This is a genomic window from Brachyspira sp. (genome assembly GCF_050873525.1).
In the GTDB taxonomy this organism is placed as follows: domain Bacteria; phylum Spirochaetota; class Brachyspiria; order Brachyspirales; family Brachyspiraceae; genus Brachyspira.
Genome location: NZ_JBNMIZ010000058.1, coordinates 1 through 12,926 on the forward strand (window position 1 = coordinate 1; position 12,926 = coordinate 12,926).

Consider the following 12,926-nt stretch of genomic DNA (forward strand, 5'->3'; position numbering starts at 1 on the left):
ATAAAAAATAAACAAAAAGTAATTATAATGGATTTGTTATTCATAGATAACTCCTTGATAATTTATTTATAACTAAACGGAGATTTTTAATTTTCTCCGATAAGTTATCGAAACCAAAATATCCGCAAAGAACGGACAAAATATAAATTGATTTAATGAAAAGATTTTTGCAATAGAAAAGCCGAGAAAGTTTAAATGAATAGGTTAACGTAACGTAACGTAACGTAACGTAACGTTGCAAGTGCATTGATACTCATTTAAGCCTCTCTTTAATTAATAAATAATTCTAATTAAACTTTTTCAAATTATATAATATTAAAAAAATTTGTCAACTATTTTTTTAATATTAACTGAAACATATTATACAACATTTAAAATTTTTTGTCAACGGTTTAAATCAAAAAATTACAAATCTCTTTTCCACTTGCTTATCAAATTAATCGCGTCAATCGGAGTGATTTCGTTAATATTCAAATTTTTAATTTCTTTTTCAATTTCGCTTTCTTTTATAATTTCTTCACTATTATATAAAGGCAGTATTTCGGAAGATTTATTTAATTCTATATTGTCGAATTGAACTCCAGCCTCGTTTTCCAATTTCTTCAAAATTTCCGAAGCTCTTTTTATAACTTTATTCGGCGCTCCCGCTATTTTTGCGGCGTAAATTCCATAGCTCGATTCCGCCGAACCTTCGATTACTTTCTTCATAAAAATAATTTCGTCTTTATATTCTTCAACCGAGACTTTATAATTTTTTACTCCGTCCAATTCTTCGAGCATAGTGAGTTCATGATAATGAGTTGCAAATAAAGTTTTCGCTTTTTTATTTTCTTCTCCAACCAAATATTCCACTATTGCCCAAGCTATTGAAAGTCCGTCATAAGTTGAAGTTCCGCGTCCGATTTCGTCCATAATGATTAAACTTTTATTTGTGCAATGATTCAAAATATAAGCCGTTTCGTTCATTTCCACTAAAAAAGTGCTTTCTCCTCTCGCAATATTATCGCTCGCTCCGACTCTTGCAAATATTCTGTCGACTATAGATATTCTCGCACTTGATGCTGGAACGAAAGAACCTATTTGAGCAAGCAAAACTATTAAAGCTGTTTGTCTTAAATAAGTGCTTTTACCGCTCATATTCGGTCCCGTTATTATAAGCAAATGCTCTTTATCGTTATCCAAATAAGTGTCGTTTGGAATAAAACTTTCGTCAATCAAATTCGCTTCAACGACTGGATGCCTTCCGTCTTTTATATCTATTATTCCGTCTTCAGTCATTATTGGTTTTGTATAATTATCTTCTTTCGCCAAAGATGCAAGCGAAGTATAAACATCGATTATTGAAATTATTTTTGCCGTTTTTAAAATGGAATTGATATAAGAATTGACTTTATTTTTTATTTCGGTAAATATTTCAAATTCCAAAGCGCAGCTTTTTTCGTTAGCTTCGTTAATTATTTTTTCGTATTCGATTAATTTTTCGGTGGTAAATCTTTCCGTTCCGATTAAAGTTTGTCTCTTTATAAAATCTTTAGGAACTGCAGATATATTCGGTTTTGTAACTTCTATATAATATCCGATAACATTATTATATCTTATTTTTAAACTGTTTATTCCCGTGTCGAGTCTATAATTTCCTTCCAATTCGCTTATCCAGTTTCTGCCTTCTCTTTTCGCTTCGTTATATTTTTTTAACTGCTCGTTATAATCGTCTTTTATCATATCGCCTTCGTTTGTTACAATTTTCGGTTCTTCCAATATCGCCCGCTCTATCAAATCGGTTATCAATTTTATATCGGTTGCTTCTTCAAAATTCGCCTCTTCAAAATCGTTCAGCGCAAGTTCGGTAATAATTTCCAAAGATAAAATTAAAAATCTTTTTAACGCTACCAATTCTTTAGGATTTATTCTACCCAAAGCCAATTTTGAAGAAAGCCTTTCTATATCTCCTATATCCGAAAGCGACTCTATTATTTTATATGTTAATTTTGCGTCTTTATAAAAAAAGTCCACATTGTCGAGTCTTTTATTTATTTCTTCAATATTGGTTAAAGGTTCAACGATAATTCTTTTTAAATATCTCGCACCCATAGAAGTTTTAGTTCTATCTATCGTATCGAATAAAGTCATTTTTTTATTGTCGTTTCTTATCGTTTCAAGAATTTCCAAACTCGATATTGTAGCATAATCTAAAGTCATGGAATTCTTTTTATCGTAAATTTTAATATCCGTTATATGTTCTAAAGAATTTTTTTGAAGTTCGCTTATATAACGAATTGTAGAACCGAGTAAAGATATTAATAAAGGCTTCTCTTCTATTCCGAAACTTTTTAAAGATAAAGTTTTAAAATGATTCGTGAGAGTTTTATAAGCGTAGGAATATTCTGCGGTATAATCGGTAGTATGACTATAAAATATTTTTGAAAATCTTTTTTGAATTTCTTTTATTATTTCGCTTTCTTTTACCGAGTCTATAGTCATTATTTCTTTAGGCGAAAATCTTATAATATCTTCAGTTATTTCGTCTATAAGTTCTTTCAAATTTTCGTTTTCCATTTCGGTGATAAAAAGTTCTCCCGTAGAAACATCGCATAACGATATTGCCGCTTTTCTCTCGCTCTTTGAAACTATAATCGAAGCCAAATAATTATTGCTTTTCGATTCCAAATATCTATTTTCAGAAATTGTCCCTGGAGTTATTACTTGAGTCACATCTCGCTTTACTATTCCTTTAGCCGTTTTCGGGTTTTCCATCTGTTCGCAAATCGCTATTTTCACTCCCGATTTTACAAGCCTCGACAAATAACCATGTATTGCATGATGAGGAACTCCCGCCATTGGAACATTCGCTCTTTTTGTTAAAGTGATATTTAATATTTGAGATAGTTTTTTAGCATCTTCAAAAAATGCTTCGTAAAAATCTCCCATACGAAAAAGTAAAATGCTGTCTAAATATTTATCTTTTATTTCTTTATACTGCCTCATCATAGGAGTGAGTTTTGTATCTTCTTCTTTTTCAGCTTCGGGTTTGAAAAAAGTATCTTCCATATTGATTAATCCAAAAACAAATTTGTAAATTTAAAAATATATTAAATTTTATTAATTTTGATTAGTATAAATTATTTTTTTCGTTTTATCAAATTATTTCCGTAAATTATCTTTATAGATTTTGAAGTAAAATCTATTATTTACGATATATTGACAAATAAGGTTTATTATAGTATCATATTAATTGATTATTTTTAATAATTAGTAAATTTATAAATAAATTTTTAAGGAGTTAATAAATGGCTGTTCCAAAGCATAGAAAATCGAAAGCAAAAAAAATGTCGAGGAGAGCGGCAAACGAAAAAAGATTTTTAGGTTCGTTGTCAATATGTCCTCAATGCGGAGCGGAAAGAATGCCCCATAGAATTTGTCCAGAATGCGGTTTTTATAAAGACAGAGTTATAAAAGCCACTAAATCTCAAAACGAAGGATAAAATTATAATAAAATAATTCGGGAGTTTTAATGAATTTAGCTATAGATGTTGCAAGCGGCGAAAAACCTATAGAGGAATTGGTTGGCGGAGCTATCAAATCTTTATCGTTAAATGACGATGTCAACTTAATATTAGTCGGCGGGGAAAAAAATATAAGCCGAGCGTTGTCAAAATTAAAATACGATAAGAATAGAGTGGATATAAAACATACCAATCAAATAATAGATATGAACGAAAGTCCAGCGGTTGGAATAAAACATAAAAAATACGCGTCCGTTCTTGTTGCGGCTCGATTAGTTTCAAATAAGGAAGCGGAAGGTTTTTTCTCCCCGGGAAATACTGGAGCGACTTTAGCGGCTGCTTTAACCGAAGTAGGAAGACTTAAAGGCGTTATGCGTCCTCCTTTGGTTTCAACTCTTCCGAAAATAAACGGCGAATTCTGTATGATGGATATGGGAGCAAATGTCGACTGCACTCCAGATTATATAGCGCAGTTTGCCGTTATGGGGAGAGTTTTTGCAAAAAGATTCTTAAAAATAAATAACCCGAGAGTGGCGCTTTTAAATATCGGTGAAGAAAATAGCAAAGGAAACGCGGAAACTAAAAAATTCTTTGAAAGACTCGAAAAAGTAAAAAAGATTAATTTTGTCGGAAACATCGAGCCAAACGATATGCTTAAATCGGATTCAGCGGATGTAGTTATTTCGGACGGTTTTAGCGGTAATCTGGTTTTGAAAACTATGGAAGGCACGGCGACTCTTATGGTTAGTTTGCTTAAAACGGAAATTAAAAAAAATCCAATCAGTATTATGGGCGGACTTATGATGAAACCCGTTTTTAATAGTTTGAGAAATCAAATGAGTTCCGATTCGGTAGGTTCGGCTATACTTTTGGGATTAAACGGCGGAGCTTTTGTCGGACATGGAAAGACGGGCGGAAACGGAGTAAAAAATGCCGTTTTAAATATGTATAATTTTTTGGACGCTAAAATAAATGAAAAAATAGCTAAAGAACTTTACGATTCGGGAGTAAAGAGAAGAATTTTTTAATTTATAATTTTTATAGATTAAAAATTAAATTTATAAAAGGAAATTTTTAAAATGGTATATATAAAATCTTGTAAACATTCTTATAAAACGGAAAAAACTTGCATATCTTCGTCAGATTTGGTATTAGAGCCTATAAAAGAAGCTATTAAAGGAATGAATCCGCTCGATATAGACGCTATAATCTGCGCGACAACAACGAGAGATTATGTTTATCCTTCCACAGCCTGCATGCTTGGAGGAAAATTGAAAGCTAAAAACGCGTTTTGTTTCGACATAGAAAGCGATTTTACGGGATTTATATCGGCTTTAAGATTGGCTCACGCGTTTGTTGAAAGTAAAAGATACAAAAATATTTTAGCGGTTTCATCAGAATCTTTTTATATAAGCGATGATACTGACAGATTTGACGATGCAAGCGTAGTCGCTTTGGTTACGAGCGAGAAATCAAATATTCAAATAGATTTTTTAGATTCCGATACGAACGGAGAAGCTTTTGAAAACTGCTATATTCCAATGGGCGGTTCGGCAAAACCTTATACGAAAGAAGGAATAATTAATAAAGAACATTTCATTTATATAAAAGATAATAAAATCTTTGAAGAAGAATCAAAAAACGCCGCTTTATATGTGAAAGAAACTTTATCAAAAAATAATATAGAAGCGGATTTTTACATTCCTTCTTATTTCAATAAAGAATCCTACGATAATTTTGTAAATAATTTGTCGGTTGATAAAGATAAAGTTTATTCTAAAATGCAAAACGCTCATTCTTCTTTAAGCGCTTCGGTTGGCGTGGCTTTTTCTATGGCTTTGGAAGACGGAAGTATAAAAAGCAATAGTAAAGTCGCTTTATGCGGTTATGGAAGCGGTTATACTAAAGCGATTGCGGTAGTTTCCGTAAATTGACTTTTAGGATTTTTTAAAAGAAATTTTTATTTAAACTGTTGACAAAAAATTCTAAATATCGTATAATTCAACCTATGATAAAAAAGTTAATAAATAGTATTTGCAGTTCACCGCGAACCGCGAACCGCGAACCGCGAACAAAGTAGTTTAAACTTTTTTAATTTTTCAAAAGACAAACTTTTATTTATAAGGCTTTGTCTCGCATTGCTATTGCAAAAAATAATTTCTTTAATTAAACATTCTTTGTCATTACGAGGCGTTAGCCGAAGTAATCTATTCTGTGTGGATTGCTTCGTTTCACTCGCAATGACGGTTTTATCGCTCGCACACTCGGCGACTGCCTGCTTTCAGCGTGTGTGCCTAATGGCGATGACGATAAAAAATAATTTTGCAATTCTAAATTTAGTTAAATCTTTTTTAACTTTAATCAAATTTACTTTCGATAGCTTATCAAGGAAAATAAAAAATCCTTGTTTAGTTATAAATTTTAAATTTTTATTTCAAGGAGGATATTCATTATGTCGAATATCAAAAAAATTTTTACCTACTTGGTTGTAGGAGCTTTAGTTATGGCTTTGTCTATAAGCTGTAAATCGAATGAAGAGCCTGAAAAAGAATTAGTAGAAATCCCATCCCAATATTATGGAGGTTGGGTATATAACGATTACAGTTCTAGACAGGCACTTGAGCTTCGTTCTGGAGTTCTAAAGATTTTTAATACAAACAGAAATAATCTTGTTTTAGAACAACATGCTGGTATGACAACTTCAGATACTTATAACTGGAGCTATGCTGAAGTAATAAAAAATAGCGACACAAGTTGGACTTTTAAAGGAACTTATACCTTTTCGTTCGACACTTCTACAGCTGGAACTTTAGCATATGACGGCGCTACTTACAATATTACTAAAACAAACAATTAAGTAGAAAAAGCAAAATTTTTTGCATTTCTATCTCACTGATTCTAGATTCATATGGCAATTCTAATATTTTTATATTATGAATTGCCTATCCTGTTTTACTTTCACTTAAAATTAATTTTAGATAAAAAAGGAGAAATAAGAATTATGCGAAATATAAAAATAGAAATAAGCATAATATTGAATATAACGCTTTCAATACCGATTATATTCGTTATTAGATTATTGATACAGAATTGAGATTATTAATTTAGAGTTAGGCAGATTAAATTTTGATTTACTGAAAAATAAAACCGAGTTCTTTATCTTTATTGATTAAAGGCTCGGTTTTTATTTATCTATTCAAACTCGCCCTTGTAATCAAATCGACTATACCCAAATTGCCGTTTTTCATAAAATACATTAAAGCGTTTTTTGAAGATTTATCGACAGCGCTAAATTCTCTAAAATTTTGACTTTTATAACAAGTGGTAATAAGTTCTTTTAATTCTAAATGTTTAAAATTTAAGAAAAAATATTTAAAAAAATTACTTGCCAAACGGTCATCGCAATTGCAATATACGACTTTATTTTTGAAATGCGCTTTATAATGGCTTAATTCGTTTTCTATATCGTTAAGTTGAGTATAGAATTCGTCTTTCTTTTCGGTTTTTGCTTTATGCAAATTTGCATTTGCGCTCGTTTTTGCCATTTTTACTGCTCCCTACTTGACTTTAATTATTAGTTAATCTTACGGAAGCGATTATATTATTTATTCTTTTGTCGTCCGCTTTACTGTTCGCATTATACATACAACTAATTTTTATTACTTCGTTTCCATTATTAATCATAATAAAAGATTTATTATAAGTCAAATTCGGTCCGTAATAAAAACTGCTCAAAACTTCATAGCAATTATTTTTTCCGTTTGCATATCCTTCCGAAACTATTTTATATTCTCTTAACGATGAATGATTTCTTAAATTATTGATAATACTATTTTTTATATTTTCTATATTAACCGAAAATCTATATTTTGAATATTCTATTCCGTAAATTGCCGTTTTAGTTTCTATTCCGTAAGTTTCGTAATCAATAACGGTAGAATCGGTATTTATGGCGTCATTCAAAAATCCTCTTTCAAAATTTTCGGGGATTTCTACGGAAAAATTTCCCAAATTGACGGTTTTAATTTTCTGTTCGCAGGAAAACAAAATTATAATAAAAGCGAATAATAATATATTTTTAATTGTTTTAATCATAAGATTATTATATAATATTTTAAAATTTTTTGAATATTAAAAAGCGGGGGAATAAATTATGAGAAAGACGAAAATTATAGCCACTCTCGGTCCAAGATGGTCGGATGAAGAAAGTATAAAAAATATAATAAAAAACGGAGCGGATGTTTGCAGACTCAATTTTTCTTTCGGAACTTATGAAGAACATTCAAACAGAATCGATATAGTAAGAAAAGTTTCAAACGATTTGAAAAAGCCCGTTTCTATTTTGGCGGATTTGCAAGGTCCGAAAATAAGAATAGGAAAATTAAAAGAATCGATAACGGTTAAAGAAAACGATATTGTAAAATTAAGCGGTTATAAAGAAATAAGCGAAGAAAATATTATTCCAACGACTCACTCGAATATAGCTCATGATGTTCAAGCGGGTTCTATGCTTTTGATAGCGGACGGAACGATTCAATTAATTGTAGAATCAAAAGACGAATCTAAAAAATTAGTAATATGCAAAGTTATAACGGGAGGAACGATTTTGAGCGGTAAAGGAATCAATTTGCCCGGCGCCCATGTTACAACCGAAGTTCTTACCGAAAAAGATATTTCTGACGCTTTATTTTCCGCTAAAAACGGAGTCAATTATTTGGGAATGAGTTTTGTGCGAAAAGCGGACGATGTAATAAGACTTAGAAAAATTCTGGATGACAATAATTTTCAAAATGTCGGAATAGTTTCAAAAATAGAAAATACTCAATCTTTGGAAAATCTGGAAGAGATTATTAAACATTCGGACGGAGTTATGGTGGCGAGAGGAGATTTGGGAGTCGAAATTCCTTTTGGCGAAGTTCCTATTTGGCAGAAAAAAATTTTGAAAATGGCAAACGACTTGGGAAAGATAACGATTATAGCGACTCAAATGCTTGAAAGTATGACAAAAAGCCCCGTGCCTTCAAGAGCGGAGGCGAGCGATGTGGCAAATGCGGTTTTGGACGGAACGGATGTCGTTATGATGTCGGCTGAAACTGCATCGGGAGATTATCCTATAGAATCTGTTAAGGCTATGGTTTCGATAGTGGAATCGGCAGAAAAATCCATTATGGGCAAAAAAGAAATCGACTATTCTTTAAATATAAGTTTAAATGACGCTTTATCCGAAAGCGCGTCTTATTTGTCTTATAGAATTCCAAATAAAGTTATAATCGCTCTTTCAAGGTCGGGATGGACGGTTAAAACTCTTTCAAAGAAGCGTCCGAAAACTCCAATCGTATTTATGTCGGCGGATAAAGATTTATGCAATAGACTTTCAATATGCCATAATGTTTATACGATATTAATGCCCGAAGATTTGAATTTTAGCGCGGGAATAAGTCATGGCGGACAGATTGATATACTCGAAGACACTTTGATAAAACATAATTTAGCGGAACATGGAGATACGGCGATATTAGTCAGCGGAAGCAAATGGCAGGGAAGATGGCAGGAAAACAGCGTTCGTATAGTGATTGTTCATTAAAAAATATTTTTCAATTTTAAAATAATAACGGACGAAGTTTTTACTTTCAAATTTTTATTTTGTCATTGCAAATGTAATGAAGCTATCCAATTCTTAATAACAATGTGGCTTCAGCCCATTGTGTGCAGTTGCAAAATGATGCAAGGGGTTAAAACCCCTTGTTATTAGAATTTAGAATTTGTCATTGCGAACAAAGTGAATCAATCTATAAATAAAAAAATAACGGACTAAATAAAAGCGAACCCCACGCTTTTGCATGAGGTTTCAAAAATTATATTATATATAAGGAAAGTATCCCTTTTCAAAGAGAAAAAATGAAAAATATTTAAACATAATTGCTATTTAAATATAATCATTACAAGTTTTTAATAAAAAACAACGGACGAAGTTTTACCCTCGCCCGTTCTTGAGTGTGTGAATTAAATTAATATTTTAATCAAAAAATTAGAATCTCAAAGTTATACCAAGTCTTGGAAGTATTAAAGCTCTTATATTAAATAATTTTTGATAGCCGCTTATCTCGGTAAACAGACTATTATTAAATATGGTAGAACTCCAAGGAACCACATAATAACCTATATCGAATAAAGAAACATCTATGCCGACCTGAACGGGCCAATCCGCTCCTCTTTTAGGGAATAATTGTATTCTCCATCCCAGTTCGAGCGACATATAAAATCCTCCATCCGAACGAAATCGCGTTTCTCCGCTCACTTTTTGAGAAACTTCGGCGTCCGTCCAAGAACCCGTAGCCCTAATAGCCGTTCCTCCAAATCTCGGAGATAAGAAAAATCCGAAAGGCGCTTTTTTGAAGAAGAAAAATTTAACATTCAAAGACCAGGGAATCGTGCTATACTTTACTTTATTTAAAGACACTTCAAATTCTCCGACTGCAAATCCTATATCTAATCCTACGCTCATAAAATCAAGCGGAGCAAAATCATAACTGAAACCCAAACCGAAAGCCCAATGTCTTCTCTTCATATCCTTTCCAGTAATGTCCGCGCCTCCCGATGTCAATATTTCGTCTAAAGGAATAATAGTCGAACCGATAATATTGTCGAAAACTCCCGCGTATAAAGTTGGACCGAAATTGAGTCCGAATAAACTTCTGCCTTTCATGTAATTCCAAGCTTTATTTTCCATTTTCTCTTCCTGCGCATTTGTATCCTGCCCGAAAAGATTAACCGAAGCGAATAGCATTAAAATCGCTACCAAATAAAAATATCGTCTCATAATAGAAACCTCCCGTAATTTATTAAAACATTTTATATTTGTAGTATAGTTTATATTTTTTAATTTTTCAAGCGTTTTTATGAATTTTTTTATTGAGATTTCCGCTTTCCTAATTGTAATAACATATTTTGCAATTACTAAAAATAGTTAATCATTTTTCAGTTTTTTCATTATTTCAATTTTTTAAAAATATTATATACTTTAGTTATAAATTGTAATTTTAAATTTTAATTAAAAAAGGAATAATTAAAATGAGTATAGAAATCGAAGAAATAACCAATAAATTTGAAGAATTAAGTTTAACCGAAATTAACGATATAAAAGATTATTTAATTTCCCATAATATTCCATTATTCAGACTGGATAAAGAAAAAGGAATTGTGGAATTCAGCACGGAGCAGTTAAGTTTAATATTGGATAATCCTAAATACGCGAATCTTAAATTATATGTCCCTAAAAATTTCAAAGTTTTTATCAAAGAATTTAAAACGATAAAAGAAAATGAAAAATCAAATTTGCCAAACTCAAATTATGTATTCAAAACTCCGAAAGAATGCGAAGAGGAACTTGACAGAAGAATTAAAGAAATAGGAAAGATGACTTATCAGGATAAAATAAGCATCATTGAAACCTATAATAGAGAACTTAAAGAAGTTAAAGTTGACGAGAAAACAAAAATAAACAGAAATACGGCGCAGCAAATAGTAAACGCTGGAAACGATGTCGGACTTATAGCTAAAGTTACGATGTTTGAAAGCATGAAAAAAATTAAAGACAATGAAATAACTCAAGACCAAGCGAAAATTGAAAATCAGGAAATTACAGAAACCACAAGCTCTTTGGTTACAACGATAGTAAATATGCTTTCTTATAATACGGGAACTCAAAAAATTTTTACGGAATTAAAAAATTATTCGGACGGCGGAGTAATGGCGCATTCCAACAGAGTTTTTATTTCCTATGTTAATTTTCTAACTTTCTATAATAATTTAATCAAAAGAAGACATCTCGTTTACAATATAAGAACAGTTTACGAAAAAGTCTATAAAAAATTCTACGATAAAGTCGTGGAAACGATTGGCGGAAAATATAAAATATATGATAATTTGAAAACTGTGGAAGACTGCATAGACCAGGGAATTAAAAGCGTGGAAGAACAGGAAATGTATTCATATTCGGTTGGCGCTTTGCTTCATGATGTTGGAAAGGTTAAAGATTTGGATTACTTCGAGGGAGCGGACGGAAGAGACTACGAAAGAATTAAAAAACATTTATTCAACAGTTATAAATTGGTAAGCCAGACTTCCGAATATCCTTTAGAAGTTATATTGACTGTCGCTTTGCATCATGAATATTACGGTTTGGGATACGGACCTTACGAAAAACTGCATAATATGAAAACTGAAAAATATCAAGGCTTTCAAATTCAAAGAATAATGTCATATAATGCAAAAGCAATAGACGATTGCGAGGCTTTCGCTTATTTTCCCGCAAAGATGCTCGAGATTATAGATGTTTATGACGCTCTTATGGACCCAGCGAGAAAATATAGGGGCGGAAAAACTTTCACTCCAGAAGAAGCGCTTAATATAATGAGAGAAGATTTTATTGAGAAGCAGGTAAAATTAGACCCGATTTTATACGATGTGTTTGTGGAATTTTTAAGCAATTCTATAGAAAAAGATTTGATGTCTGCAAAATTGGATTAAATTTTTAGTTTTTGTTTTTTTGATAAAAGCCTTATCAAATATTTAAGTTCGTATTTTGAATAAAAATCTTTCGTCATAATTATTCCTCTTTTATTAAAAAAAGAAAAATAATTATATTTTTCAAGCGTATTTATAAGCGAAAAAAAATGTTCTTTATCCAATTTGAAAATATTTGAAACTTCTTCGGCAGAGTAAAGTTTATCTTCAAAAAAATATTTGTTCATAAATTGATTTGATTTTTTTATTACGATAATTTTGTCGACAGTAAATTTTAATAACAAAACTAAAATAAATAATAATATAAAAAATTTAACCATTAATAAATTTATGATTTAGACTGATTAAATAAAATTAGATTCATAAATATATCGCCGAATTCGGTTTTATAATTAATTGAAAGAATTTTGTCGTTTTCTTTTTCGAGCATTGCAATCTGTTCGCTCATAAGAATTGCTGGCGGAGTCATATCCAAATCAATATGTTTTGTGTATAAATCGTTGATGGCGCTTCCAGCAACCATATTCACAAATTCTTTTATAGTCGATACAAATATGTCGTCTATCACGGTAATCGATTCTGAGTTGAGAGCGGACGCCAATTTGAACGCGGTCGCCTTGCTCATATTAAACATCAACCTTCCGCTTAAATCTCCCGTAATTCCTATAAAAACTATAACGCCTCCCACATGATTTGCGTTTCTATATATTCTCACATCGCCTTTAAGAACTTTTGAATTGAAATAACTTTTTAAGATTATTACAGTGCCTTTACTGAAAGCGTTTACTACATCCAAATCAAACATATTAATCACTCGCTTATTTTAATATTCGTTTTTAAATTCTTTAATAAAAATTATCGGAAATTAAAAACGATTATTGATATTATATTAATAAT

12 protein-coding genes are annotated in these 12,926 nt (G+C 31.2%); 6 read left to right on the forward strand and 6 right to left on the reverse strand.

All coding sequences use genetic code 11. From position 1 onward, the window contains the following. Window positions 1-405: 405 nt before the first annotated feature. Window positions 406-3,048: a DNA mismatch repair protein MutS gene (mutS, locus tag ACR0QS_RS05580; RefSeq protein ID WP_432632454.1), complete on the reverse strand. Its 2,643-nt coding sequence runs from the start codon at window positions 3,046-3,048 to the stop codon at window positions 406-408. Window positions 3,049-3,287: 239 nt separating this feature from the next. Between mutS and rpmF the strand changes: the two genes are divergently transcribed. The 4 genes from rpmF (at window position 3,288) to ACR0QS_RS05600 (ending at window position 6,360) form a co-directional block, all read left to right on the forward strand. Next, on the forward strand, window positions 3,288-3,482 hold the full coding sequence (gene rpmF / locus ACR0QS_RS05585; RefSeq protein WP_432632455.1) for a 50S ribosomal protein L32: 195 nt from the start codon (window positions 3,288-3,290) through the stop codon (window positions 3,480-3,482). Window positions 3,483-3,511: 29 nt separating this feature from the next. After that, a complete protein-coding gene (gene plsX / locus ACR0QS_RS05590) occupies window positions 3,512-4,531 on the forward strand; it encodes a phosphate acyltransferase PlsX (RefSeq protein WP_432632456.1) in 1,020 nt (339 codons plus the stop codon). Window positions 4,532-4,582: 51 nt separating this feature from the next. Next, window positions 4,583-5,437, forward strand: coding sequence for a 3-oxoacyl-ACP synthase III family protein (locus ACR0QS_RS05595; RefSeq protein WP_432632457.1), 855 nt, complete (start codon window positions 4,583-4,585; stop codon window positions 5,435-5,437). Between the two features lie 518 nt (window positions 5,438-5,955). Beyond that, the gene (locus ACR0QS_RS05600) at window positions 5,956-6,360 is read left to right on the forward strand and encodes a hypothetical protein (RefSeq protein ID WP_432632458.1); all 405 of its coding nucleotides are present in this window, start codon (window positions 5,956-5,958) and stop codon (window positions 6,358-6,360) included. A gap of 331 nt (window positions 6,361-6,691) precedes the next feature. Here ACR0QS_RS05600 and ACR0QS_RS05605 read toward each other — a convergent pair whose 3' ends face one another. Together ACR0QS_RS05605 and ACR0QS_RS05610 are read right to left on the reverse strand one after the other, a co-directional pair. Beyond that, a complete protein-coding gene (locus ACR0QS_RS05605) occupies window positions 6,692-7,048 on the reverse strand; it encodes an adenine-specific methyltransferase EcoRI family protein (protein ID WP_432632459.1) in 357 nt (118 codons plus the stop codon). 22 nt (window positions 7,049-7,070) lie between these two features. Continuing rightward, entirely contained in the window at window positions 7,071-7,598 is a 528-nt protein-coding gene (locus tag ACR0QS_RS05610) for a hypothetical protein (protein ID WP_432632460.1), read from the reverse strand. Window positions 7,599-7,656: 58 nt separating this feature from the next. Between ACR0QS_RS05610 and pyk the strand changes: the two genes are divergently transcribed. Then, the gene (gene pyk / locus ACR0QS_RS05615; protein WP_432632461.1) at window positions 7,657-9,087 is read left to right on the forward strand and encodes a pyruvate kinase; all 1,431 of its coding nucleotides are present in this window, start codon (window positions 7,657-7,659) and stop codon (window positions 9,085-9,087) included. Window positions 9,088-9,531: 444 nt separating this feature from the next. Here pyk and ACR0QS_RS05620 read toward each other — a convergent pair whose 3' ends face one another. Beyond that, a complete protein-coding gene (locus ACR0QS_RS05620; RefSeq protein WP_432632462.1) occupies window positions 9,532-10,323 on the reverse strand; it encodes a hypothetical protein in 792 nt (263 codons plus the stop codon). A 251-nt stretch (window positions 10,324-10,574) separates the two neighbouring features. Between ACR0QS_RS05620 and ACR0QS_RS05625 the strand changes: the two genes are divergently transcribed. Beyond that, complete coding sequence (locus tag ACR0QS_RS05625) at window positions 10,575-12,032, forward strand: HD-GYP domain-containing protein (RefSeq protein WP_432632463.1); 1,458 nt, start codon at window positions 10,575-10,577, stop codon at window positions 12,030-12,032. Here ACR0QS_RS05625 and ACR0QS_RS05630 read toward each other — a convergent pair. Together ACR0QS_RS05630 and ACR0QS_RS05635 are read right to left on the reverse strand one after the other, a co-directional pair. Further along, the gene (locus ACR0QS_RS05630) at window positions 12,029-12,256 is read right to left on the reverse strand and encodes a hypothetical protein (protein ID WP_432632464.1); all 228 of its coding nucleotides are present in this window, start codon (window positions 12,254-12,256) and stop codon (window positions 12,029-12,031) included. The two genes, ACR0QS_RS05625 and ACR0QS_RS05630, sit on opposite strands and share 4 nt — an antisense overlap. Window positions 12,257-12,357: 101 nt before the next feature. Further along, on the reverse strand, window positions 12,358-12,834 hold the full coding sequence (locus ACR0QS_RS05635) for a chemotaxis protein CheX (RefSeq protein WP_432632465.1): 477 nt from the start codon (window positions 12,832-12,834) through the stop codon (window positions 12,358-12,360). Window positions 12,835-12,926: the final 92 nt, after the last annotated feature.